Annotated in this window: 26 protein-coding genes; 14 read left to right on the top strand and 12 right to left on the bottom strand. The window is 67.7% G+C overall.

What is annotated here, in order from left to right; genetic code table 11:
* Window positions 1-152 precede the first annotated feature (152 nt).
* Entirely contained in the window at window positions 153-4,610 is a 4,458-nt protein-coding gene (locus QC282_RS22290) for a hypothetical protein (RefSeq protein ID WP_279551310.1), read from the top strand.
* Window positions 4,611-4,812: 202 nt separating this feature from the next.
* Here QC282_RS22290 and QC282_RS22295 read toward each other — a convergent pair whose 3' ends face one another.
* Window positions 4,813-5,277, bottom strand: coding sequence for an NUDIX hydrolase (locus tag QC282_RS22295; protein WP_279551311.1), 465 nt, complete (start codon window positions 5,275-5,277; stop codon window positions 4,813-4,815).
* An 18-nt stretch (window positions 5,278-5,295) separates the two neighbouring features.
* Between QC282_RS22295 and QC282_RS22300 the strand changes: the two genes are divergently transcribed.
* The 12 genes from QC282_RS22300 (at window position 5,296) to QC282_RS22355 (ending at window position 12,683) form a co-directional block, all read left to right on the top strand.
* On the top strand, window positions 5,296-6,075 hold the full coding sequence (locus tag QC282_RS22300) for a GntR family transcriptional regulator (protein WP_279551312.1): 780 nt from the start codon (window positions 5,296-5,298) through the stop codon (window positions 6,073-6,075).
* Window positions 6,076-6,214: 139 nt separating this feature from the next.
* Window positions 6,215-6,571, top strand: coding sequence for a hypothetical protein (locus QC282_RS22305; RefSeq protein WP_279551313.1), 357 nt, complete (start codon window positions 6,215-6,217; stop codon window positions 6,569-6,571).
* A 2-nt stretch (window positions 6,572-6,573) separates the two neighbouring features.
* Window positions 6,574-7,929: an FtsK/SpoIIIE domain-containing protein gene (locus QC282_RS22310; protein WP_279551314.1), complete on the top strand. Its 1,356-nt coding sequence runs from the start codon at window positions 6,574-6,576 to the stop codon at window positions 7,927-7,929.
* An 83-nt stretch (window positions 7,930-8,012) separates the two neighbouring features.
* On the top strand, window positions 8,013-8,201 hold the full coding sequence (locus QC282_RS22315; protein ID WP_279551315.1) for a hypothetical protein: 189 nt from the start codon (window positions 8,013-8,015) through the stop codon (window positions 8,199-8,201).
* Window positions 8,201-8,866, top strand: coding sequence for a DUF2637 domain-containing protein (locus QC282_RS22320; protein ID WP_279551316.1), 666 nt, complete (start codon window positions 8,201-8,203; stop codon window positions 8,864-8,866). Before QC282_RS22315 ends, QC282_RS22320 begins: the two co-directional genes overlap by 1 nt.
* Before the next feature lie 19 nt (window positions 8,867-8,885).
* A complete protein-coding gene (locus QC282_RS22325) occupies window positions 8,886-9,077 on the top strand; it encodes a mobile element transfer protein (protein WP_279551317.1) in 192 nt (63 codons plus the stop codon).
* Window positions 9,078-9,089: 12 nt separating this feature from the next.
* The gene (locus QC282_RS22330; RefSeq protein WP_279551318.1) at window positions 9,090-9,245 is read left to right on the top strand and encodes a hypothetical protein; all 156 of its coding nucleotides are present in this window, start codon (window positions 9,090-9,092) and stop codon (window positions 9,243-9,245) included.
* Window positions 9,246-9,266: 21 nt separating this feature from the next.
* Window positions 9,267-9,581 carry a SpdD-like protein gene (locus QC282_RS22335; RefSeq protein WP_279551319.1) on the top strand — a complete coding sequence of 105 codons (315 nt, stop codon included), beginning with the start codon at window positions 9,267-9,269 and terminating at the stop codon, window positions 9,579-9,581.
* Window positions 9,582-9,666: 85 nt separating this feature from the next.
* Window positions 9,667-9,852: a hypothetical protein gene (locus QC282_RS22340; protein ID WP_279551320.1), complete on the top strand. Its 186-nt coding sequence runs from the start codon at window positions 9,667-9,669 to the stop codon at window positions 9,850-9,852.
* Window positions 9,845-11,221 (top strand): replication initiator protein RepSA, encoded by a 1,377-nt coding sequence (gene repSA, locus QC282_RS22345; RefSeq protein ID WP_279551321.1) that lies wholly within the window; start codon window positions 9,845-9,847, stop codon window positions 11,219-11,221. Before QC282_RS22340 ends, repSA begins: the two co-directional genes overlap by 8 nt.
* 2 nt (window positions 11,222-11,223) lie before the next feature.
* Complete coding sequence (locus QC282_RS22350; RefSeq protein WP_279551322.1) at window positions 11,224-11,421, top strand: helix-turn-helix domain-containing protein; 198 nt, start codon at window positions 11,224-11,226, stop codon at window positions 11,419-11,421.
* Window positions 11,421-12,683: a site-specific integrase gene (locus QC282_RS22355; protein WP_279551323.1), complete on the top strand. Its 1,263-nt coding sequence runs from the start codon at window positions 11,421-11,423 to the stop codon at window positions 12,681-12,683. Before QC282_RS22350 ends, QC282_RS22355 begins: the two co-directional genes overlap by 1 nt.
* 412 nt (window positions 12,684-13,095) lie before the next feature.
* Here the strand turns inward: QC282_RS22355 and QC282_RS22360 are convergent, their stop codons facing one another.
* From QC282_RS22360 to rpsB, 5 genes are all read right to left on the bottom strand, one after another.
* Entirely contained in the window at window positions 13,096-14,259 is a 1,164-nt protein-coding gene (locus QC282_RS22360; protein WP_279551324.1) for a phosphatidate cytidylyltransferase, read from the bottom strand.
* Complete coding sequence (frr, locus tag QC282_RS22365) at window positions 14,259-14,816, bottom strand: ribosome recycling factor (RefSeq protein WP_279551325.1); 558 nt, start codon at window positions 14,814-14,816, stop codon at window positions 14,259-14,261. The genes QC282_RS22360 and frr overlap by 1 nt, the downstream gene beginning before the upstream one ends.
* 124 nt (window positions 14,817-14,940) lie before the next feature.
* Window positions 14,941-15,699, bottom strand: coding sequence for a UMP kinase (pyrH, locus tag QC282_RS22370; RefSeq protein ID WP_279551326.1), 759 nt, complete (start codon window positions 15,697-15,699; stop codon window positions 14,941-14,943).
* Between the two features lie 199 nt (window positions 15,700-15,898).
* A complete protein-coding gene (tsf, locus tag QC282_RS22375) occupies window positions 15,899-16,735 on the bottom strand; it encodes a translation elongation factor Ts (RefSeq protein WP_279551327.1) in 837 nt (278 codons plus the stop codon).
* A 167-nt stretch (window positions 16,736-16,902) separates the two neighbouring features.
* Window positions 16,903-17,808, bottom strand: coding sequence for a 30S ribosomal protein S2 (gene rpsB / locus QC282_RS22380; RefSeq protein ID WP_279551328.1), 906 nt, complete (start codon window positions 17,806-17,808; stop codon window positions 16,903-16,905).
* A gap of 582 nt (window positions 17,809-18,390) precedes the next feature.
* On the opposite strand from rpsB, the gene QC282_RS22385 reads away from it, so the two are divergent.
* Window positions 18,391-18,912: a M23 family metallopeptidase gene (locus QC282_RS22385; protein WP_279551329.1), complete on the top strand. Its 522-nt coding sequence runs from the start codon at window positions 18,391-18,393 to the stop codon at window positions 18,910-18,912.
* A 301-nt stretch (window positions 18,913-19,213) separates the two neighbouring features.
* On the opposite strand, the gene QC282_RS22390 is transcribed toward QC282_RS22385, so the two are convergent.
* The 6 genes from QC282_RS22390 to QC282_RS22415 all read right to left on the bottom strand — a co-directional run bounded on the left by QC282_RS22390 (window position 19,214) and on the right by QC282_RS22415 (window position 24,638).
* Window positions 19,214-19,771, bottom strand: coding sequence for a helix-turn-helix domain containing protein (locus QC282_RS22390; protein ID WP_279551385.1), 558 nt, complete (start codon window positions 19,769-19,771; stop codon window positions 19,214-19,216).
* Window positions 19,772-19,865: 94 nt separating this feature from the next.
* On the bottom strand, window positions 19,866-20,708 hold the full coding sequence (whiG, locus tag QC282_RS22395; protein ID WP_279551330.1) for an RNA polymerase sigma factor WhiG: 843 nt from the start codon (window positions 20,706-20,708) through the stop codon (window positions 19,866-19,868).
* Window positions 20,709-20,978: 270 nt separating this feature from the next.
* Window positions 20,979-22,139, bottom strand: a complete 1,161-nt coding sequence (dprA, locus tag QC282_RS22400; RefSeq protein ID WP_279551331.1) for a DNA-processing protein DprA — start codon at window positions 22,137-22,139, stop codon at window positions 20,979-20,981.
* Window positions 22,136-23,761, bottom strand: coding sequence for a YifB family Mg chelatase-like AAA ATPase (locus QC282_RS22405; protein WP_279551332.1), 1,626 nt, complete (start codon window positions 23,759-23,761; stop codon window positions 22,136-22,138). The genes dprA and QC282_RS22405 overlap by 4 nt, the downstream gene beginning before the upstream one ends.
* Complete coding sequence (locus QC282_RS22410; protein ID WP_279551333.1) at window positions 23,762-24,124, bottom strand: YraN family protein; 363 nt, start codon at window positions 24,122-24,124, stop codon at window positions 23,762-23,764.
* 205 nt (window positions 24,125-24,329) lie between these two features.
* Window positions 24,330-24,638, bottom strand: coding sequence for a DUF2469 domain-containing protein (locus QC282_RS22415; RefSeq protein ID WP_003965949.1), 309 nt, complete (start codon window positions 24,636-24,638; stop codon window positions 24,330-24,332).
* Between the last annotated feature and the right edge of the window lie 42 nt (window positions 24,639-24,680).

Consider the following 24,680-nt stretch of genomic DNA (forward strand, 5'->3'; position numbering starts at 1 on the left):
AAGACCCCTGACAGGTCGCCGACCTGCGCATCAAGATTGATGTACTCCATCGACCTTCGCCCCCACTCATGACTTTCCACTGGCCGACGAATCGTCGCACAGACTCACCAAATGAGATGCCGTCTTAGTTGTAGACCTGCTAGGAGAACGCCATGAGCCCTCGACCAGGCGGTGAGACCGACAAGTTCGGCAACCGATACGAGGGTGCTTGGGTGGTTCGGCACATGCTCCTGATTCTTCACGGTGATGGGCAATCCATCACCCTGGAAGATGCCGACCCAACGCGCGAAGAGGGCGCTGAGTTCACCTACCTACATGGAAGCACCGAAGAGGTCCATCAGCTTAAACGGCAGAATCGCAACATCAATGCATGGACAGTAGCCAGCCTACTAGAAAAGGGAATTTGGACCGATGCTCGGCATCATGTCGAATCTGGTCGTGAGTTCCACTTCGTATCTACACTGCCAGCTAGACCTCTGCAAGAGCTTGCGGAACGCGCACAGCGATCGAAGGACGTTAAGGCCTTCGTAGACCACTGGCTCACCTCGGAGGAACTCAGGGACCTTTTTGATCAGCTCGCTAAGCCTGGAATTCTTGGCTCGACTGAAAAGGCGTGGGAGGTTCTTCAGGGGTTCTACATTTCTTGGCATGATGAAAAAGAGCTGATTAGGACCAATGCGACACTGGCGGACTTCCTTCTTGAGGGTGCTGCCGGGAATTTGGCGGCGGTCGGCCTAGGGGATATGGCTCTCCATAGTCTAGGTGTGCAGCTCCATCGGAATGCCATTGAGGCTCGACTGGGCCGGTATGGACTTCGGCGAGCATCGAGTCATCGGTCAGAAAGCATCAGCGAAAAAGTGCAGACTGTCAGTGAGGGATGGGCTGCAAGCGTTGAGCGCGAGTTTTTGCGCCCTGCGATCGTAAGAGAAGAGGCCAGTCGCCTTTTGGAGGTAACGTCCAGTCCGAAGAGTCTGACGCTATTGATGGGAGCGGCTGGCGGCGGAAAAAGTGCTGTTCTCCATCAGTTTTACGAACGCATCCGTGCTCTTGATAAACCTATTTTGGCCTTCCGGCTTGATAGGCTTGAAAACTTTGCGACCACGATTGAACTCGGCAAAGCCATAGGCCTTGAGATGTCGCCGGTTTCCGCCTTGGCGTCGATGGCGGGAAGCGGAGAGTGCATTCTGCTCGTCGACCAAGTGGACGCAGTCAGTCTAGCCTCAGGAAGAATGCCGCTAAACTTCGATGCCGTTGCCAATCTGGTAAGAGAGGCTGAAGCATTTCCTGGAATGCATGTTGTCCTAGCCTGCCGAAGATTTGATGTCGAAAACGACTATCGCATCCGCGAGTTGGTGGACGAGAGGCGATGGGCTCACATCGAAGTTGCGGACCTCACTGACGATCAAATAGCTGCCGCTCTGGAGGCTATGAGGATCTCGACTGGTACTCTCAACCAGCAGCAGAGGAAACTGCTTCGTGCACCATTGAATCTTGTATTGCTCAGCCATGTTCGTAATGATTCAGCGGCGTTAACATTCGAGTCCACCAAACATCTTTTCGATGCTTACTGGCAGCGCAAGTTGGTGGACTGTGCCCAGCGGAATAAATCAGTGCGTTTCCATGAGGTCGTCTCAACTCTCGCTGAAGCAATCAGCGCACGGCAGCGTCTCTCTGTGCCAGTGACGGTATTGGATGCTAATGACTTGGCGTTCGACGCGGGAGTATTGGTGTCGGAGCATGTATTGGTCAGAGACGGCCAGCAGATCGCATTCTTCCATGAAACCTTTTTTGATTACACCTTCGCTCGCGTGTGGGTCGACCGCAATCAGTCTCTCGTAGGTTTCTTGTTGAGCAGCGAGCAAGAACTATTCAGGAGAGCGCAAGTGAGACAGGTGCTGGCCCACCTGCGAGAAGCGGATCCCGATCGATTTCCAGCTGAGATGCAATCACTGCTCCTCCATGATGACATCCGCTTTCATATCAAAGATGTGGCCCTTTCTCTAATCGCTACCTTGCGTGCCCCTACATCTGCGGAGTGGGATGCTGTTAACGGCGTACTTGCGGAAAATCCGGTTTGGAGTGAGAGGCTACACAGAGCGCTAAGAACCTCGCATTGGTTCAGCAGGATCGACGAGGAGGGGGATATTGAGCAATGGCTTGATGGTGCAGACTCCGAAAAGTCGCTTGCCCTCGAAGTGATGTCTGGTGGTGCGGTAGGGAATCCGGACCGTATCGCTGAGATATTGTCTTCACGTAAAGACGAACCGCAGTATGCGTCGTGGCTTCTGTGGATGGTGCATGCGGCATCTCTCCATACCAGTCGAGCCCTATTTGATCTACTACTTGATGCTGTCCGTAGTGGCGCATACAGCAATTCCTCTGACTCCGTTTGGATGGCAGCTCATGGGCTTAATGAGCGCCGGCCTGAGTGGGCCGTGGAGTTGCTGCATGCACACCTCTCCGAGCGCCCTGATGCGTTGAAACTCAGCGGCACAGGAAAGATCGCCGCGCTTGATGATAGCGACTACGGTCTTAATCAAATGGTGCTGTCCGTTGCTGAAAGAGCGCCGAAAAGGTTTTGTGAGCTGCTTATCCCCTATTTGTTGCGAGTGATGTCGGCAACGGAAGAAGCCGATCGCGAGGGGTGGCCGCGGCTAGACCGGCAATTCTCTAACCGGCTTCCGGAATCTGTCACTCGGGAGCTTGAGGAATCGATACTCGAAGCGGCAGCTACTGCATTACGGAAGGTGCAAGGCGAACCTAAGGACGCCGAATTCTTTCTGCGGTCTCTTGCGAACGACGTACATGAGACTGCTCAGTGGTTGCTGTACGAAGGTCTGATAGCAGCAAAGCAGGTGCACGCAATGTGGGCTGCGGAGTTGCTGCTAGGAGGGACGAAAAGGCTCATCTGTGGGTATCCTCGGTCTGGCGCTGTTTGGAAGACGCGTGAGCTCATTTTGGCTGTCTCCGAGTTCCTTCCCGACAGTATGCTACAGGAGCTAGAGACTGAGATTCTTGATGTCCGCTTCCCATGGGAAAGTGCTAAATCATCACGGTGGCATCAATTTACGCTGCTGTCGGCGGTGCCTGAAAGCCGACTTTCAGTGGATGGACGTCGACGTTTGGGCGAGTTGCGTCGTCGTCATCGAGCCGACGAGCCAGCGAAACCTCAAGGAATTAAAGGTGGTTTCATCGGTTCACCAATTTCGTCGGATTCCGCAAATCGAATGAATGATGATCACTGGTTGCGTGCCATGCAGAAATATGATGGCGATCGCAGGGATTGGGAGAATTTAACTGGCGGCGCTCGCGAGTTGGCGAGTGTCCTGAAGGAGCAGACGAAGCAGGACCCGGCTCGTTTCGCTAAACTTGCATTGCGGATCACGGAATCCGTTAACCCGGCTTATAGTGACTCCATCTTGATGGGTTTGGCGGAAGGGGCTCCTCTGACTGATCCGAGTCCAGTATTTTCCGCTGTAAGACATATTGCTCAGCTTGGAAATCCAGATAACGACCGGTGGCTAGGGTATGGTCTCCGGCGATATCTGCGGGATGTCCCCATCGATTTGGTTGAGATGTTGATAGGTCGCGCAACATCTGCAGTAGATCCGGTTGATGAGACTTTGATTATTAGACGGTCTGATCAGGGTGAATCATCGGCTGAGGATATTTGGACCTCTGGATTCAATTCAGCTCGCGGAAGCTCGGTTGAGGTATTGGGTGATATTCTCCTATATGATGTCGACGGCTCTCTTACTGCACTAGTATCGCCCGCGCTGCGGCCCTTGGTTAACGACCCCACTCTGACTGTCCGCGCGTGTGTGGCCCATCTCGTTCACGCCTCTTTGCGCCATGCTCGGAATCAGGCCATAGAGGCCTTCGGTGAACTAATTCAGGCTGATGACAGCTTGCTCGCTACACGTCCTGTCGTGCAACTTATGCTTGCTATCGGTCATAGCGACTTCCAAGTGTTGCACCCAATCGTTCAACGCATGCTTTATTCAGAAAATTCGAAAGTTCGCGAAGTGGGGGGGCAAATTGCAGCGCTCGCGGCAGCATATTGGGAGAATGGGGATTTGCTGACCTCTGTTAATGCTGGAGGTGATGTATCGGCTAGGAAGGGGGCGGCAACTGTGTGTGCTCATCACCTTGCGAATGTGGGTGAAAAATCTCTAGTGCGTGCAGCTTTTACTGATTTCGTCCGCGACCCGGAACCTGAAGTAAGGAAGTCGGCTGCGGCGTTTGCTGCTGCCGTTCGAGGGAACCGCCTTCGCCCTCTTTCTCGACCCGTCAAAGATTTGATTGCCTCTCCCGCTTTTAGTGACGCCTCGACTCAGCTTCTCATCACCCTGCGTGATGCCCCCGATAGGGTTGATGATTTAGTTTTTGAGTGCGCTAACCGATTCCTCGCAGAGAGCGGTTCGGGCGCTGCGGACATTCGAACCGGCGCGGCCGCGGATGCTCGATATCTAGGTCAGCTCGTGATCCGAGGCTACGCGTCACCTACGCCCGCGGTACGCGCCAAACTTCTCGATGTGTTGGATGGCTTGCTGCTTGTCGGTGCGCTGGGCGTCTCGGAATTGGTCCTACAAGCGGAGCGCCCGAGCTGACTGAGCGTGGGAAGAAGGGCCGTGGAGCCGACCGCCCCAACCACGATGTACCCCTTGTCTAACGGCAAGTGGCTGATTGTTGTGAGCGCGGCCCGGGCGCCGGCCGGGCTGGAGCGGGGCGGAGACAGGAGCGCAGGCCCGGCCGGGGGCCGGGCCGCGCGCGGTGAGCGGAGCGAGCCGCCTTGATGAAGTAGGGAAAGTCTTATCCCGCAGGGATGAGCCGCTTGCCGTCATGGCTCCGCACATGAGGACCATTGCCGTCCAGGGCGTCCAAGAGGCGGACCGCGAAGACCTCGGACATGCGCTCGCTGACCTCGTCGGGCGTGAGCCACTCGACGGCTGTCGACTCGCTCGACGTGCGCTCGGTGCCGCCTGACGGCTTGCAGCGGAAGACCAGGGCCACGATGCCTCGCGTCGTGTTCTTGTAGACGCCGGTCAGCTCGTCCACATCGACGTGGATGCCCGTCTCCTCCAGCACTTCGCGGGCTACGCCGGCCTCTGGGGCCTCGTCGAGTTCGAGTACTCCGCCGGGCAGCTCCCACGTGCCGTTGTCGGCGCGGCGAATCGCCAGAAGCCGACCGTCTTCGCGTACGACCACCCCGGCTACGGATACCGAGTGCAGCGGCGCGGACGTTGCTCCTTGTGATTCACTCATGTACAGGAGCATAGGAGGCGGAGAAGGTCTATGGGAACCGCAGCAGGAGGTGAGAGGTCCGTACCCCGGTACGTGCAGATCGCCGACGAGATTGTCCAGCAGATCCGGGCTGGTGTCCTCAAGCCTGGTGACATGGTGCCGAGTGAGTCGGAGCTGGTCGAGCGCTACGGCGTCTCGGGGGGCACGATCCGTAAGGCCATGGTGGAGGTGCGGGCAAGCGGGCTCGTCGAGACGCGGCACGGCAAGGGTTCGATCGTGAAGGATCGGCCGCCGGTACGGCACCGCTCCTCCGACCGCTTCCGCCGCTCACATCGACAGGGCGGCAAGGCCGCCTACCTCGCCGAGTCGGCACAGTCCGGCGCTACCGCCAAGGTGAGCGTCCTCTACATCGGCCCCATGGACGCCCCCGAGGACGTCGCACAGCGGCTGGACATCCCCGCCGGCACCCAGGTGCTTGCCCGGCGACGGCTCTACTTCCGTAACGGGACCCCCGTCGAGACCGCGACTTCCTACCTTCCCTGGGACGTGGTGAAGGAGATCCCCGAACTGTTCGCCGAGAACCCCGGCGGCGGTGGCATCTACGCCCGACTTGAGGACCACGGCCACGAGTTCGCGGAGTTCGTAGAGACGCTGCAAGCGCGTCAGGCCTCCAAGGCGGAGGCATCCGAACTGGCGCTGAGTGCCGGGGCCGCCGTGGTGCATCTGGTGCGTGAGGCTCGCACCACTGAAGGCCGCGTGGTCGAGGTCTGCGACACGCTCATGGCCGCTGACCAGTTCGTTTTCGAGTACCGCATCCCCGCCGCGGACTGACGCGCACTCAACTTCCCGCAACCCGTCGCGACTTCTGAGCCGCGGCGGGTTGACTCATGTACAGGAGTGATGCGCTCTTCTTCATGTCACTCATGTACATGAGTGATGGAGTCCAGCCTCTATAGAGGAGTGTTCTGCCGTGCGTCAGATTCCCGTCGACACCTCCGCCGCGACCGTGATGGTCGCCAAGAACCCGCAGCCCAAGGTCCGTGACCGCCGGACCGGTGAGATCGCCACCGACGCCGAGACCGGCGCGAAGCTGATGACCGTGGACGTCATGTTCGCGGCCAACGACGAGGTGGAGATCCTCTCCGTCACCGTCCCGGAGACCGGCATCGCCGGTGACCTGACCATGGGGACCCCGGTTGCGCTCACGGGTCTGATCGCCCGTCCCTGGGAGAACGAGTTCAACGGCCAGAAGCGGCACGGCATCGCGTTCCGCGCGGTCGCGGTGACCTCGCTCGTCGCTGGTGCCGCGAAGCAGAAGGCGGCCTGATCATGACCGGTTTCACGGTCGCGCTGGTGCTGGTCGTCGCCGCCGCGGGTCTCCTGCGGTGGCGGCGCCCCGCCTGGTACTGGCTGACCTTCGGGGTCACCCTCGCCACCATGCGCGTACTGGTCCGCTACTCCTCGGTCATGGACGCCTGCGGCCTGACCGTTCCGGTTCCCCGCTGGCGCCTGGCCCTGGCCCGGATGACCGACCGCCCTGCTCCCGAGTCCCGTGCCCCGTGCATCATGCGGCTGCGGCCGACCCGGACGGGTCTCGTCCTGCGGCTCAAACTGCGGCCCGGCCAGGACGCCTTCGACGTCGCCGCCGCCTCGGACCGGCTGCGCCACTCCTTCGGAATGTACGGCGTCACCTCGCGCGGAATCCGCTCAGGCGTCGTCGAGTTGCGGATGACCGGCTACGACGTGCTCAAGCGGGTGCAGATGCCCGCCCAGGCCGACACCCGCCCGATGCGCGTTCCCGTCGCCCTGCGCGAAGACGGTTCGGTCCACTACCGCGACTACCGCGCGATACCCCACGCGCTCACCCTCGGCGCCACGGAGTCTGGCAAGTCCGTCTACCAGCGCAACCTGGTCGCCGCTCTCGCGCCGCAACGGGTGGCCCTGGTCGGCATCGACTGCAAGCAGGGAGTCGAGCTGTACCCGCTGGCGCGCCGGTTCTCCGCTCTCGCCGACGACCAGGACACCGCCGCCGAGTTGCTCGATGCCCTGGTGTCACACATGGAGGACGTCTACCAACTCATCCGCGCTGAACAGCGCATCACCGCCGATGTCCCGGACGCCGAGATCGCCGCCGACATCTGGGACCTCCCCGAGGACCTACGGCCGGTGCCCGTCGTGGTCCTGGTCGACGAAGTTGCCGAACTCGCCATGTACGCCAGCAAGGAGGAAGAGAAGCGACGGGACCGCATCATCACCGCCTTGGTCCGTCTCGCCCAGCTCGGCCGTGCGGCCGGCATCTACCTCGAAATCTGCGGGCAGCGCTTCGGCTCCGAACTCGGCAAGGGCATCACCATGCTCCGCGCCCAGCTCACCGCCCGCACCGCGCACCGCGTCAACGACGAGACCAGCGCCAACATGGCCTTCGGTGACATCGCCCCGGACGCCGTCCTCGCCGCCATCCAGATCCCCGCCGAGGCGCGCGGTCTGGCCATCGCGGGCGACTCGACCGGCGGTTGGCACCGCATCCGTGCCCCGCACACCTCGCTGCGGCAGGCCGTGAACATCTGCAACAAGCACGCCGACCGCACCCCGGTCCTGCCCGCTCTCGCGCCGTTCCGTCCCGCTCTCGGCCTGCCGAAGCCCGTCGACGCCCCGGTCGTCGAGTCCCTCCCGACCACGGCCTGACCAACCCCACTGCCACGGCTGGCGCGACCGCATCGCGCCGGGTCCCTACCCCCTCCATGCCTGCTGAAGGGAGAACCCCCGCCATGTGCCCCGACTGCGAGGACTTCGCCCGCACCGTGCTGCTGCTCGGTCAAATCGCTCTCTACGCCGACACGGACGGCGCCGACCTCGACTTCATCGAGGCCGTGAGCCCGTCTCTGGCCGCCTCCCTCCCCGAACCCCCGACCGGCTACGAGCCGACCGACGGCCCCGACTACCCCGGCGGCGCCTGATGGCCCGCCCCGCCGTCCGCGTCGACGCCGTCCTGGTCCAGGCCGTCATCGCCGGAGCCCTGTCCTTCGCCCACCTCCACGACCTCGCCGCCGCTGCCGGACAGGACGGCTGGAAGGCCTGGGCCTACCCGATCAGTGTTGACCTGCTCCTGGTCGCCGCCTGGCGCCGCCTGCGCACCGACGGACCGTCCCGGCTGGCCTGGTGCTGGTTCGTGATCGCCCTGTTCGCCTCGCTCGGCGCCAACGTCGCCACCGCCGGACTCCTCGACCTGACCGACGTCCCGGCCTGGCTGCGCATCCTCGTCGCCGCCTGGCCCGCGCTCGCCTTCATGGGCGGCACACTCCTCGCCCACTCGGCCGCGGACCGCGCACCGGAAGCGCCGGCGCCCGACGCCGCCGTAGCCGAACCCACCGTGCCCGAGTCCGAGTTCAACACAGAACCCGGCCCGGCCCTGGAGCCCGTACCAGCCGCAGCCGAGGAGCCCCCGCAGCTCACGGCCGCCGACCCGGCCCCGCCGGTCCCGGCCGCGCTCGTCGACCACGCCCGCAAGGTCGCCGACGACCACCGCGTCCGCACCGGGGTCCCGATCGACACCGACACCCTGCGCGTCCGGCTCGGCGTCCCGCCCCAACTCGCCGACGCCATCGCCGCCCAACTCGCCTGACAAGAACGGAAGACAGCTCATGCCTGCTCGTGACCACTTCCACTCCGTGATGCGGATCGGCCCGGTGCAGATCGGCACCCACCGCGACCGCAACGGCCAGACCAAGCACGCCGCCGTGTGCAGCTCCGACGGCTGCGGCTGGTCCGCCGACTACTCCAGCCAGTCCGCCGCCCAGCTCGCCGCCCGCACCCACCGCTGCAAGGTCCGCTAGGAGGCCACCGCCATGGACGTCCCCCTCTGGTTCGCCCTGCTCTGCGTCGGAGTCCTCGGCGTCAAGCTCATCCGCCCGCCCTGGTGGCTCGTGGCCGTGCTCCTCCTCGGCGGCTACCTCCTCGCCGACAGCCTCTTGGCTCCCGCCATCGACACCGCCGTCAAGTAACCCGCGAAAGGAGAACCGCCCATGTTCCGGCCCAAGCTGCCGACCATGCCCCAGCCCACCGGCACGGTCACCCCGCCCGTCGTGGTGGAGCCGACAGCGATCCTCCCGACGACCCCGGCCCCGCTGCCCACGCCGACCGCCCCGGCGCCTTCCCGCCCCGCGGTCCAGCTCACCGGAACCGCGCTCGCCCTCGTCGGCGGCGGCACCGCCGTCGTCCTGGTCGTCGGCGCCGTCCTGGTCTCCATGCTCCTGGCCGTCGCCGTCACCGCCACCTCGGTCGCCGTCTGCGCCGTCGTCCTCCGCTCGCTCCTCACCTCCGAGAGCAAGCGCCGCTGACCGGCCGCCGGGTGGCGCACAAGCCGCCAAGCACGACGCCACCCGGGGCCGTTCCTTCCAACCTCGATCGAAAGGCACCTTCAGCATGGCCCACCGCACCACACCTCCGCCACGAATCTGCCCGAGCTGCAACGGCTTCGCCTCCGCTGCCGTTACCCTCGGCGGCCGCGACTCCCACGGGCACCTGCGCACCATCACCACCCACTGCCCCACCTGCCACGGCCTCGGCACCGTCCTCGCCCGCCGCGTCCAGGAGGGTGCCCGTGCCTGACACCCTGCTCGACCCGATCACCCTCGGCGACCTGCTGAGGGTGGCTTCGGCTCCCGACTACACGCGCTGGGAAGACCAGATCCGCCGCACCGGCGGCTGCTCCGACCCCGTCCACCTCACCGGCTGGACGATCCACAAGGACAAGACGACCGGCGAGACCCTGCACCGCTACACGACCGCCAACGAACCCGGCGGACGCCTCCGCATCGCCTGCGGCAACCGCCGCGCCTCCCGCTGCCCGGCCTGCGCCTGGACCTACGCGGGCGACACCTACCACCTCATCCGCGCGGGCCTCGCGGGAGACGACCGACGCGAGATCCCCGCCACGGTCCGCGACCACCCGCGCGTCTTCGCCACGCTCACCGCGCCTTCGTTCGGCCGCGTGCACAACCGTCCCGACCGCGGAGCCTGCGGCTGCGGTGCTCACCACGCCCCGGACGCCCCGGAACTGGGCACGGCCCTCGACCCGGAGACGTACGACTACGCGGGCGCCGTCCTGTTCAACAACCACGCCGGACAGCTCTGGCAGCGCTTCACCACCCGGCTCCGCCGCGAAATCGCCGCCCGCGCCGGCCTTTCACGCCGGGAACTCGGCGACCACCTCCGCGTCTCCTACGGCAAGGTCGCGGAGTTCCAGAAACGCGGCGCTCTCCACCTCCATGCCGTCATCCGGCTCGACGGCCCGGACGGCCCGCAGACCCCGCCGCCCGTCTGGGCAACGGTCGACCTCCTCTCCGACGCCATCCGCGCAGCTGCCGCCCACTCCTACACCTCGGTCTCCGTCCCGGCCGCCGACGACCAGCCCGCCCGGACCTTCCGCTGGGGCACCCAACTCGACGTCCGGCCGGTCAAGGCCTTCGGTGACGGCTCGGACATCACCGAGCAGGCCGTCGCCTCCTACGTCGCGAAGTACGCCACCAAGGCCGCCGAGAACACCGGCACTCTCGACCGCCGCATCGGCGAACTCTCCGAACTCGACCGCCACCAGGTGCCCGACCACACCCGCCGCCTCATCCATGCGTGCAAGACGCTCGACCCGCTCTACCCCGACCGCCGCCTCTGGGCCTGGGCCCACATGCTCGGCTTCCGCGGCCACTTCTCCTCCAAGTCCCGCCACTACTCCACCACCCTCGGCACCCTCCGCCAGGAGCGCGCCGACTACCGCGCCGCCCAGGAGCGCACGGCCCTGGGCCTGGACGACACCGAGCCGGACACCGTCCTCGTCCTCGCCGACTGGCAGTACGCCGGACACGGCCACACCCCCGGCGAATCCGCCCTCGCCGCCACCATCGCCCGCCAACTCCAGACCAACCGCGAAACCGCCCGCGAAGCACTACGCGACCAACTCACGCACGAAGGGACGTACTGACCATGGCCTCAGAACTGCCGAACCGGTTCCTGACCCCTGAGGACCTGGTCGAGATGTTCGAACTCCCCAGCGTCGAGACGGTCTACCAGTGGCGGCGCAAGCGCACCGGCCCTCGCGGCTTCCGGGTCGGCCGGCACCTCCGCTTCGACCCGAACGACGTGCGCGCCTGGGTCAACTCACAGATGGCAGAGGCCGCCTAATGGCCGGACACATCCAGGACCGCTGGTACAAGACCGAGATCGGCCCGAATGGGAAAGCCGTACGAGTCAAGACTGACCGGTACGGCACGGGCATGCGGTACCGCGCTCGGTACATCGGCCCCGACGGCACGGAGAAGTCCAAGAGCTTCCCGGACCGCCAGAAGCGCCTCGCCGAGAAGTGGCTCACCGACATCGCGTCGGACATGTCTCACGGTCGGTACATCGACCCTCGCGCCGCAAGGATCACCTTCAAGAGCTACGCGGAGAAGTGGCTCAAGACTCACGGCATCGACCCGGCCAGTCAGGTGGTGGTCGAGCAGCGGTTGCGCCTGCACGCATTCCGTCTGATCGGCTCTCGGCCACTGGACTCGTTCCGCCCGGAGCACATTCGCGGCCTGGTGAGCGCGCTGGAGAAGGACCCGGCCGTGAGTGGAGGCTATGCGCGGAACATCTACGGCGACGTACGAGCCGTGCTCAGTGCGGCGGTCGACGACGGGCTCCTGCCCCGTAACCCGTGCTCCGCGAAGTCCGTCCGCCCGCCGGCGGTCGAGCAACGCCGCGTTGTGCCCTGGCTGCCTGGCCAGGTTCACGCGGTCCGTGCCGCCCTCCCCGAGCGCTACCGGCCCATGGTGGACGTGGGTGCCGGGTGCGGGCTGCGTCAGGGCGAGATCGTGGGGCTCGCTGAGGACGCGCTCGACTTCGACGGCGGCCTCATCCGAGTGGTCCGCCAGGTGAAGCTGATCCGGGGCAAGGCCGTGTTCGCTCCGCCGAAGTGCAACAAGGAGCGGGACGTGCCGTTGCCACCCTCCGTCGCTGAAGCTCTCCGCGCGCACATGGACACCTACAAGCCAGTGGAAATCACGCTGCCCTGGCGAAAGCCGGACGGCCCCAAGGTGTCGGCCCGCCTCCTGTTCACGAACACCGCGAGCGGCCTCGTCTGGCGCAGCAACTTCAACGTCCAGGAGTGGAAGCCCGCCCTCGCCGCAGCTGGCTTGATCGCGAAAGCGGGAGCGGACGGCAAGCACGAGTCCGCTCGTGAACACGGCATGCACGCCCTGAGGCACTTCTACGCCTCGGTACTGCTGGACGCGGGCGAGAGCATCAAGGCCGTGAGCGAGTACCTGGGGCACGCCGACCCCGGACTGACGCTGCGGGTGTACGCGCACCTGATGCCGTCGAGCCAGGAGCGCACGAGGAAGGCCGTGGATCGGGTGCTTCTCCCGGCCCCGCGCGAGCCTGACGGCCCAGAGACGGCCCAGTAGCCCGAACAAGGCCCCCTATCCGCGCCGAACGCGCTGGTAGGGGGCTTATTGCTGCCCGGCTACTGCCAGTTCTCCGGGCTTAGGCATGGCTGTACCAGTGTCGCAGATCCACTGGAGTGACCCGCCTGCCCCGCCCGGCCGCCCCCGTTCCCCGCTAGGTGAACAGCGCTTCCAGGATGTCGGCGAGCCACCCGCCGCGATGGGTCCGGCAGTACTTCCACTTCCGTCTGCGCACCCGAAAGCTCGGCTGCCGTACGGCCGTCCCGCAGGTACGGCATGGCCTCGTACTCCTGCTCATCGTCGCTCTCTCCCCGTCGCAGATGTCCGCGGGCGCATGACGAAGGCCCGCCGCCCTGTACGGACGACGAGCCTCGTCGAACGGTTGCGCACTGCCTGCGGCGCGCGGAGAGGGTCAGCCCGACCCGACGAACAGCACCAGCAGCAGCCACACCACCGGCGCGGTCGGCAGCAGCGAGTCCAGCCGGTCCATGATGCCGCCGTGGCCCGGCAGCAGCGTGCCCATGTCCTTGATGCCCAGGTCGCGCTTGATCATCGACTCGCCGAGGTCGCCGAGCGTGGCGCTGACCGCGACCGCGAGGCCCAGCACCAGGCCCTGCCACCAGGAGCCGCCGTCGATCAGGAACTGCATGCACAGCGCGCCCGCCGCCATCGCGAACGTCACCGCGCCGAGCAGGCCCTCGCGGGTCTTGCCGGGGCTGATGCGCGGCGCCAGCTTGTGCCGGCCGAAGCGCCAGCCCACCGCGTACGCGCCGGTGTCGCTCACCACGGTCAGCAGCAGGAACGTCAGGACGCGGAACGCCCCGTCCCCGGCGGTGAGCATCATCGCGACGAACGTGGCCAGGAACGGCACGTAGAAGGCCGCGAAGACGCCGGCGGTGACGTCCTTGAGGTAGCCCTCGGGCGGTTCCGTCATGCGCCAGACCAGCACCGCGAGCGCCGTCAGCGCCATGGCGACCCAGGCGCCCTCGGCACCGCGCACATAGCCGGCGACCACCATCGCCGCGCCGCCGATCGCCAGCGGCACGAGCGGCGCCTTGATGCCCTTGCGCTCGTCGAGCCGCTTCGTCAGTTCCCACAGCCCGACGACGACGGCGACCGCGACGACGCCGACGAACACGGCCTTGACGACGAACAGCGACGCGACGATCACCGCGCCGAGTCCGACGCCGACCCCTATCGCGGCACCCAGGTCACGGCCCGCGTTCTTCTTCGGCTTCGGCGCCGGCTGCGGGGCGTCGGGCATGGGCTCCGGATTCTGCGGCACCTCCCCGTACGGGTGTGCCTGCGGCGTCTCGTCGCGGAACAAGGGGCCGCTCAGCCGAGCGGCCCCCCGGTCGTCATCCTGGTCTCCGCCGTGATCGGGTACGTCGGGCACGATGGGCATGGGACGAGTCTGCTGCGCGTCGTGCGCGTCGTACGAGGGACCCGCCGGGGCGGTCCCCTGGACATGCCCGTAGGCGTGTCCCTGGGCGGGGCCCCGGCCGGTGGGCCCCCAGTGCCCCGCTTGCGGCGGGTACCCGGCTTGTGGCGGCGCGCCCCAGGAAGAGTCGTTCATCAGACCTCGAGCAGCTCCGCTTCCTTGTGCTTCAGGAGCTCGTCCACCTGGGCGACGTACTTCGCGGTGGTGTCGTCGAGCTCCTTCTCCGCACGGCGGCCCTCGTCCTCGCCGACGTCGCCGTCCTTGATCAGCTTGTCGATGGCGTCCTTGGCCTTGCGGCGCACGGAGCGGATGGAGACCTTGGCGTCCTCACCCTTGCCCTTGGCGACCTTGATGTACTCGCGGCGGCGCTCCTCGGTGAGCTCGGGGAACACCACCCGGATGATGTTGCCGTCGTTGCTCGGGTTGACGCCCAGGTCGGAGTCGCGGATCGCCTGCTCGATGTTGCGCAGAGCGCTCTTGTCGAACGGCGTCACCACGGCCATGCGCGGCTCGGGCACGGAGAACGAGGCCAGCTGGTTGATCGGCGTCGGTGCGCCGTAGTAGTCGGCCACGATCTTGTTGAACATCGCCGGGTGCGCACGGCCGGTGCGGATCGCGGCGAAGTCCTCCTTGGCGACCACGACGGCCTTCTCCATCTTCTCCTCGGCCTCGAGGAGGGTCTCTTCGATCACCACTTGCTCCTGCGTGTCTTGAGTAGGCCCGGCTGCGGTTCCTTGTCGGGGCGGCGGCCGGCTGCGTCGCGTCTTCTTCCTGCACGGTTCCCGACCGGCAGGACATTGTCCATCCCCCGGCCGGTCAGTCCCGGCTGCCTTGGTCACCGACAAGCGTGCCGATCTTCTCACCCTTGACCGCGCGCGCGATATTGCCCTCGGAGAGAAGCTCGAAGACGACGATCGGCAGCTTGTTGTCGCGGCACAGGGTGACGGCGGTGGCGTCGGCGACCTTCAGGTCGCGGGTGATGACCTCGCCGTAGCCGAGGTGGTCGAACTTCACCGCGTCGGGGTTCTTCTTCGGGTCGGAGTCGTAGACCCCGTCGACACCGTTCTTGCCCATCAGCAGCGCCTCGGCGTCGATCTCCAGGGCGCGCTGCGCGGCGGTGGTGTCGGTGGAGAAGTACGGCATGCCCATACCGGCGCCGAAGATGACCACGCGGCCCTTCTCCAGGTGGCGCACGGCACGCAGCGGGATGTACGGCTCGGCGACCTGCCCCATGGTGATCGCGGTCTGCACGCGGCAGTCCACGCCCTCCTTCTCCAGGAAGTCCTGGAGGGCGAGGCAGTTCATGACGGTGCCGAGCATGCCCATGTAGTCGGAGCGGGCCCGGTCCATGCCGCGCTGCTGGAGCTCCGCGCCGCGGAAGAAGTTGCCGCCGCCGATGACGGCCGCGATCTGTGCTCCGTCGCGGACGACCGCCGCGATCTCACGGGCGATGGCGTGCACCACGTCGGGGTCGACCCCCAGGCCCCCGCCGCCGGAGAAGGCCTCTCCGGACAGCTTCAGCAGAAACCGGCCGGGTACTTTGCCGTCGTCGCTTTTCTGGGCCTTGGTGCTCATGGGATCTCGCCTCTTTTACGTGTCGCACATACGAAGAAGGCCATTGCCGGTGGGGCGTGTTTCGCATCCCATACTCGGCAATGGCCTCCTCGTCAGATCTGCTGTCGCCCGCGCCACGCGCTTACGGGGCGGTGTCCCCGGGCGCCCTGGCCGACTGCACTCGACCCTATAGGGGCCGGGCGCCGGTCGCGGTACGGACTCAGATGCCGACCTTGATGCGCGTGAAGCGCTTCAGGGTGACACCGGCCTCGTCCAGGACCTTCTGGACGGACTTCTTGTTGTCGAGCGCGTACGGCTGGCCCAGCAGCGTGGCGTCCTTGAAGAAGCCGTTGAGGCGACCCTCGACGATCTTCGGCAGGGCGGCCTCGGGCTTGCCCTCGGCGCGGGTGGTCTCCTCGGCGACACGACGCTCGGTCTCGACGACCTCGGCCGGCACGTCCTCCTTGGAGAGGTACTTCGGCGCGAAGGCGGCGATGTGCTGGGCGACGCCCTTGGCGATCTCGGCGTTCGGCTTGTCGAGCTCGACGAGGACACCGATCTGCGGCGGCAGGTCGGGCATCGTGCGGTGCATGTACGCCGTGACGTAGCCGTCGGAGAACTGCGCGAAGCGGTCCAGAACGATCTTCTCGCCCAGGTTGGCGTTGGCCTCGTCCACGAACGCCTGGACGGTCTTGCCGGCCTCGATCTCGGAGGCGAGCAGCGCCTCCAGGTCCGCCGGGGAGGTCTTGGCGACGTGCTCGGCGATCGCCGTGGCGACCGACTGGAACTTGTCACCCTTGGCGACGAAGTCCGTCTCGCACTTCAGCTCGACCAGGACGCCGGAGGAGTTGTCGTCGGCGATGATCGAGACCACGGCGCCGTTCTCGGCGGAGCGGCCCTCGCGCTTGGCGACGCCCTTCTGGCCCTTGATACGGAGCGCCTCGACGGCCTTCTCGACGTTGCCCTCGGCCTCGTCCAGCGCCTTCTTGCAGTCCATCATGCCGGCGCCGGTGAGCTCGCGGAGCTTCTTGACGTCGGCGGCGGTGTAGTTCGCCATGAGTCTGTGAGTCTTTCTGAAGTCTGGAAGATCGGAGATCTACGGGGTCTGCCATCCACATCTAGTGGAAGATCCGTGTGGATCGCCGACTCACCGCTGACCTACGGGTGAACGGCGGGAGCGGACTTCATGTCACCGCTCCCGCCGTCAACACCGACGCTGACGGGTCAGGCCTGCTCGGCCTCGGCGGCCGGAGCCTCGGCGGCGGGCGCCTCGGCGGGCTTCTCGGCCTCGGCCTCGGCGGCGGGGGCCTCCTCGGCGGGGGCAGCGGCCTCGGCGGCCGGAGCCTCGTCGGCCTTCTTCTCGCCCTCGAGCAGGTCGCGCTCCCACTCGGCGAGCGGCTCGCCCGCGGCCTTCTCGCCCTTGCCCTCGGTCGCGACGCCGGAACGGGCGATGAGGCCCTCGGCGACGGCGTCCGCGATCACGCGGGTGAGCAGGGTGACGGAACGGATCGCGTCGTCGTTGCCCGGGATCTTGTAGTCGACCTCGTCGGGGTCGCAGTTGGTGTCGAGGATGGCGACGACCGGGATGTTGAGCTTCCGGGCCTCGCCGACCGCGATGTGCTCCTTCTTGGTGTCCACGATCCAGACGGCGCTGGGCACCTTCTGCATCTCGCGGATACCGCCGAGGGTCTTCTCCAGCTTGGCCTTCTCGCGGGAGAGGACGAGCAGCTCCTTCTTGGTGAGGCCGGAGGCGGCCACGTCCTCGAAGTCGATCTGCTCAAGCTCCTTGAGGCGCTGCAGACGCTTGTAGACGGTCGAGAAGTTGGTGAGCATGCCGCCCAGCCAGCGCTGGTTGACGTACGGCATGCCGACGCGGGTCGCCTGCTCGGCGATGGCCTCCTGCGCCTGCTTCTTCGTACCGACGAACATGACCGTGCCGCCGTGGGCGACGGTCTCCTTGACGAACTCGTAGGCGCGGTCGATGTACGACAGCGACTGGAGCAGGTCGATGATGTAGATGCCGTTGCGCTCCGTGAAGATGAAGCGCTTCATCTTCGGGTTCCAACGACGGGTCTGGTGACCGAAGTGGACGCCGCTCTCCAGCAGCTCCCGCATCGTGACGACGGCCATGGCCGCTCTCCTCGTGTTTCTCGGTTGTGCCGCGGAAACCGGACGGCTTCCGCGCCTGACGCCCGCGATGCGCCGTGCCGCGAAGGACCGAGGGGCGCTGACACCTGGACACCGGCTCGCGCCGGGCCCCGGTGTCGGGGCGTGCGAAGTCGACCCGGTGACCCGGATCGCCATCAGAAGTGTACGGGACCCGGGAGGCACCGGGTGACGCCGATACCCACAACGGGCCGGTCGTCCACAGGCCGTGGCGGCGGTCACCGACCGTGCGGCACGGTTCCTGACATGCGAACGAGGCGATACGGGTGGCTGGGCGCGGGGTTGCTGTGGGCACTGACGGGGGTGGTTCCGACGGGGGCGGCACGGGCGGACGGCCCGGTGTCGCCGGCCCCCTCCGCGTCCGGCCGGTTGGCGGCGACAGCACCCGCGCCGGCCACACCGGACCAGACAGCACCCGTTCCGGCGACACAGGCCCCGGGCGCACCGGGCTCGGCGCGGCCGGAACCGAGGGCATCGGACCCGGCCGCGCCGAGCCCTGGAACGTCGGACCCTGAAGCGCCGGACCCGGCCGCGCCGAGCCCTGGAGTGCCGGACCCTGGAGCATCGGGCCCGGCCGCGCCGAGCCCCGGGGTGCCGGACCCGGCGGTACCGGCGGTGGGCCGAATCTGGGCGGTGGGCGCTCGCCCCGCGGTCCTGCGCGGCTGGGACCCGCCCGCCACGCCGTACGGTCCGGGCCACCGGGGCGTGGACCTGGCGGCCCCGCCGGGCGCACCCGTGCGGGCCGTCGCCCCGGGCCGGGTGTCCTTCGCCGGCCGGGTGGCGGGACGGGGCGTGGTGTCGGTGGACCTGTCGGGCACGGGCACACCCCCACTGCGCACGACGTACGAACCGGTACGGCCGTCGGTGGAGGAGGGCGCCGAGGTGGCGGCCGGCGACGTCCTGGGCACGCTGGACGGGTCCGCCCACTGCGGCGGCCCTTCCTGCCTGCACTGGGGCCTGCGCCGCAAAGACACCTACCTGAACCCGCTCGCCCTGCTCCCACCGTGGCTGGCGGGCAACGCGCCACCGAGGCTCCTGCCCGTGCTGGGAGTACCACTGCCGGAATGACGCCGACCGCCAGGGCGTCGGCGCCGCACGCAGTGCGCCGGGACCCAGCGCGTCAGACGCAGCACGTCAGGCGCAGCATGTCAGAGGCCAGCGCATCGAAGGCCGGCACGTCAGAGGCCAAGAGCAGGGCCGTGCGTCAGGCAAGGGCATCGGACGCGAAGCCTCGGCGCGACGCGTCAGACATACCGCGTCAGACATACCGCCTCAGACGCACCGCTCAGGCGCAACGCCTCAGCCGCACCGTCTCAAGCGCCACGCGTCAGACGCACCGCCTCGAAGGCGGGACCTCGGGCACAGCGGGTCAGCCGCGCACGCCCCGCAGCACCATCGACACCGCCGCCTCCGTCACGACGCCCGGCTCCTCCGCCGCACCCAGCTCAATGCGCCGCACGGCCGCGTCGACGATCCCCTGGAGCAGCATCGCCGCCAGCCGCGGTTCCGCGTGGCCCAGCTCCCCCAGCGCCTCGACGATCATCGTGATCAGCCCGCCGTGGGCCGCCCGGATCTTCTCCCGCGCCCCGGCGTCCAGCTCGCTCGCGGAGATCGCGACGACGGCCCGGTGCCGCCGGTCCCCGACGAGTTCGAGCTGCTGGCGGACGTAGGCCTCGATCTTCGCCTCGGCCCCGTCGGCCTGGCCCATCGCCGCCTCGACCTCGGCCGCCCAGAGAGGGAAGTCGACCTCGCACAGTTCCTCGACCACGGCCGCCCGGGAACGGAAGTACTCGTACACGGACGAGCGCGCGAGCCCCGTGCGCTCGGCGAGGGCCGGGAAGGTCAGCGCCTCCGTCCCGCCCTCGGACAGCAGGGAGCGTGCCGCGTCCAGCAGGGCGGCTCGCTGCATCGACCGGTGCTCGGCCACGGAGGCCGCTCGAATCCTTGGCACGCCGTCCAGCTTACGGAGGGACCGCTCCGGGCGGGAGGCACACCGGCCGGGCTGTCCTCTTCCGGCAGGGTCAGCGGCCGAAGCTCGCCAGCTTGGCGCGCAGCTGGAGCACCGACTTGGTGTGGATCTGGCTGACGCGGCTCTCGGTGACACCGAGCACGTTGCCGATCTCGGCGAGGGTGAGGCCCTCGTAGTAGTACAGGGTGACGACGGTCTTCTCCCGGTCGGGCAGGGTGTTGATCGCCCGCGCGAGGAACCTCCGCAGCTCCCGGTCCTCGGCCACCTCGACCGGGTTGTCGGCGGCGGTGTCCTCCAGCGTGTCCATGAGGCTGAGCCGGTCGCCGCCCTCGCCCCCAACGTGCAGCAGCTCCTCCAGAGCGACCACGTTGGCCAGCGACAACTGACTGAAGACCGCGTGGAGTTCTTCCACCGCGATGCCCATCTCGGTGGCGACCTCGGCCTCCGAGGGGGTGCGCCGCAGCCGGGCCTCCAGGGTCGCGTAGGCACGCTCGACGTTGCGCGCCTTCTGCCGCACCGAGCGCGGGATCCAGTCGAGCGCCCGCAGTTCGTCGATCATGGCGCCGCGGATCCGGGTGATCGCGTACGTCTCGAACTTGATCTCCCGGTCGATGTCGAACTTCTCGATCGCGTCGATCAGCCCGAACACGCCGGACGAGACGAAGTCGGCCTGTTCCACGTTGGGCGGCAGGCCGACGCTGACCCGTCCCGCGACGTACTTCACGAGCGGCGAGTAGTGGAGGATGAGCTGCTCCCGCAGCCGCTCGTCCCCGGTCGCCTTGTACGACCGCCACAGTTCGTCGAGCGTCGAGGGAGCGGGCGGCCGCACGCTGCCACCGTCACGGGCGGCTGGGGGGATGGCCGCCCGGTCGGACCCGGAGGTGTGCTGGGGCATTCGTCGCCTTGTGCCGTTCTGCTGTGGAGTGGTGGTACCTGGGTGAGCTGTCGGTCTGATGTCGAGTTGCCTTCTGCGTCGGAATCCTCGTGAGCGTAGCGTGACTGCGGTGTCGCGGTGTGCGAAGACGACGGCGGCGGGGGTGCGCAGATACGTTCCGCGAGGCGCTCCTCGGGGTCACGGTGATCGCTGTGCGTGATCTCCGCGATGCTCCAACTGCGGGAAATCCCAAGGCTGTCGGCGTTCCCCCGGACGGCCGAACACGCTCCGTCAGGAGCGGCGCCGACCATCCCGGACGGAGATCACGGCCTGGCGTGTCAACTTCCAGCCGTCGTCATGTCGTTCGACGTATCCAAGTGCTCTGAGTTCGTACAGTCTCGCGATCGCGTCGTCCTCGCTCGTCTGAGCGCCGCGCGCGATCTCCGCAGCCGTCGCCGCCCGGCGCGCGGGCAGCGCGGCGAGGACGTGCCGGGCGCGAGGTTCCAGCAGGTCACGGGGCAGTACGGGGCCGCGCCGGTCGGGGGCGAGGTCGCCGATGTCACCGACCATTTCGATGACGTCCGCGGCGTCGGTGACGAGGACGGCGTCGCCGCGCAGGAGCTCGTGCACGCCCGCGGAGAGGCCGCTGGTGGCCGGTCCGGGTACCCCTATCGTGTGGCGCCCGAGGCGTTGGGCGGCGCGCGCCGTGACGAGTGAGCCGCTGCGGTGGGCGGCCTCGACCACGACGGTGCCGCGGGTGAGGGCGGCGATCACCCGGTTGCGCAGGATGAACCTGCTCGGTGTCGGATGTTCCCCGGGCGCCAACTCGCCCACCACCAGTCCTTGTTCGGCGATCCTGTTGATCAGTTCCGTGTGGCCGCGCGGGTAGGGGCGGTCGACGCCGCAGGCCAGGACGGCGACGGTGGCTCCGCCGGCCCCGAGAGCACCCCGGTGGGCGGCGCCGTCCACCCCGTAGGCACCTCCGGAGACGACGACCCAGCCGCGTCCGGCGAGGTCGGCGGCGAGGGTGGCGGCCATGTGCGCGCCGTACTCGGTGCAGGCGCGGGCGCCGACGACGGCGACGGACTTCAGCGCCCACATCCGCAGGCTGGGCCGGCCCCGCACCCAAAGACCCAGCGGCCGGGCGTCACCGAGGTCGTCGAGTTGGCCGGGCCACTCCGCCCCGCCGGGCCGCACGAACCGCACCCCGGCCTCCCGCGCCACGGCGAGGTCCCGCCGGGGGTCGGCCTGCCCGGCCCGCGCGAGCAGCCCCGCCCACCGCCTGCCGCTCACTCCGGGCAGCGGCGGGGCCCCCTCCCGCAACCGCCGCGCCACTTCTTCCACCCCGAACTCCCGCACCCACCGGCCGCCGGCCTCGTCACCGGGTTCGACGACCCGGGTGAGCAGGACGCGGTCGAGCAGGTCACCGGCCGGGTCGGGTCCGGCGCTCACGTCAGCGCGCCGATCGCCATGGGCACCCCGCGAGGCACACCGGTGCGCAGTTGCAGCGCGAGGGCGACGTCCGTGGCGTCCGGCCGGTCGTGGGAGACGAGGTCGGCCACGGTCCAGGCGACGCGCAGCACCCGGTCGATTCCGCGGGCGGTGAGCGCGCCGCGTTCCAGGCTCCGCTCGGCCTCGTCCATGGCTCCTGGCGCGGCCGACCAGCGACTGCGCAGCTCGCGTCCGGGCACTTCGCTGTTGGTGCGCCAGGGGGTGCCGGCCAGCCGTGCCGCCGTCCGTTCCCGGGCTGCCCGTACCCGGTCGGCCACGGTGGCGGTGGATTTGCCGCGGCTGCCGAGCCGGGTCAGTTCGGTGCGCGTCACGCGGTCCACCTCGACGCGGAGGTCGACGCGGTCGAGCAGCGGGCCGGACAGTCTGGCCTGGTAGCGGCGGATCGCGGAGGGCGGGCACTCGCAGAAGTCGTCCCGCTGGGAGAACCGGCCGCACGGGCACGGGTTGGCCGCGAGCACCATCAGGAACTTCGCCGGGAAGCGCACGACGCCGGCGCTGCGCGCGATGACGACGTGGCCCGCTTCCAGGGGCTGGCGGAGGGCGTCGAGTGCGTGGCTGCTGAATTCCGGTGCCTCGTCGAGGAAGAGGACGCCCCGGTGGGAGAGCGAGACCGCTCCCGGCCGTGCGATGCCGGGGCCGCCTCCGACCAGGGCCTGCATGGTCGCCGAGTGGTGCGGGGCGCAGTAGGGCGCCGTGTCGATCATGGGTTTGCCCGGTGGGAGCAGGCCGGCCACCGAGTGGACCGCCGTCACTTCGAGCGCCTCCTGCCTGCCGAGCCGGGGCAGGATCGCGGGCAGCCGCTCGGCGAGCATCGTCTTCCCGGCGCCCGGCGGCCCTTCGAGGAAGAGGTGGTGTCCCCCGGCGGCGGCCACTTCCACCGCCGTGCGCGCCGAGATCTGGCCCACGACGTCGGCGAGGTCGTGGCCCTGGTCGTGGTGGGCCGCGCCCGTGCTGTGCATGCCCGTGGCGGCTCCCGCACCGGGCACGCGCAGTCCGGCGAGGAGCGGGTCAGGGCGGCCCGGTTCGTCGGGTTCCTCGTCGGGCACGGGTTCGTCGGCGAGGACGGCGATCAGCTGCCGCAGGCTGCGCACCCCCAGAACCGACACTCCCGGCACCAGCGAGGCTTCCGCGGCGGCGCACTCCGGCACGACGACCTGCTCGTATCCGGCGTCCGCCGCGGCCAGCACGGCGGGCAGGGTGCCCCGCACCGGCCGCACCCTTCCGTCCAGCCCCAGCTCCCCGATCATCACGATGTCGGCGAGGACCCGGGGGTCGATGCGCTCCGCCGCGCCCAGGACGGCTGCGGCGACGGACAGATCAAAGCCGCTGCCACTCTTGGGGACGGACGCCGGGCTCAGGCCGACGGTGAGTTTCTTCTGGGGCCAGGACGCCCCCGAGTTCACCACCGCGGCCCGCACCCGGTCGCGGCTCTCCGTGAGGCTCTTGTCCGGCAGCCCGACCAGCGTGAACGCCGCGACGCCGGGTTCGAGGTCGGCCTGGACCTCCACGACGACGCCCTCGACGCCGACGAGGGCCACCGAGCACGTACGGGCGAACCCCATTCAGGCCACCCCCCGCGCGTGCTCGACGACGGCCGCGCCGCGCTGCGGGAGCAGCACGCCGACCAGGTCGATGCGGACGCCTCCGGGCGGTGCTCCGCCGTGGGTGTGGATCCAGCCCTCGGCGAGCTCCCGCAGCCGCGCCGCCTTCTCCGGGGTGACCGCGGCCATGGGGTGCTCGAAGGCGCTCCCCCTGCGCGTCTTCACCTCGCACACCACGAGGACGTCACCGTCCCGGGCCACGATGTCGATCTCGCCGGTCCTGCCGCAGCGCCAGTTGCGCTCCAGGACCGTCATGCCGGCCTCGGTCAGCCGCCGCGCGGCCAGACTCTCGCCGTACTTGCCCATCGCACCTCGTGCGTTCATGTCGGCACCACCTCCGGCGCCAACAGTGCGGGCAGCTCAGCGAGCCGTGTGATCTTGGTGGACGGACCACGGGGTTGTGGAAAACTCCGTCACCCCTGTGGGGGACAGCAGCCAACAGGGACGACGGCCACTGGGGAACGGCAGCAGGACGGGGGCCCCGGTCGCACAGCGGGTCGCCCGGTGATGTTCAGTCACCCACCGGCGTTCAGCCGCCCGGCAGCTCCAGGTCGCTCTTGTTGAGCTCCTCGATGTTCACGTCCTTGAACGTCAGGACCCGGACCTGCTTGACGAAGCGTGCCGGCCGGTACATGTCCCACACCCAGGCGTCCGCCATGGACACCTCGAAGAACACCTCACCCTGGACCGAGTGCACCTGCATCTCGTAGTCGTTGGTCAGGTAGAAGCGCCGCTCGGTCTCGATCACGTATTTGAACAGACCGACGACGTCGCGGTACTCCCGGTAGAGCTTCAGCTCCATCTCGGTCTCGTACTTCTCGAGGTCCTCGGCGCTCATGGCATGTTCCCCTTCAGCCGTGCGGTCCCACCATTGTGCGCC

The sequence above is a fragment of the Streptomyces sp. DH24 genome (assembly GCF_029813775.1).
Classification (GTDB): Bacteria; Actinomycetota; Actinomycetes; order Streptomycetales; family Streptomycetaceae; genus Streptomyces.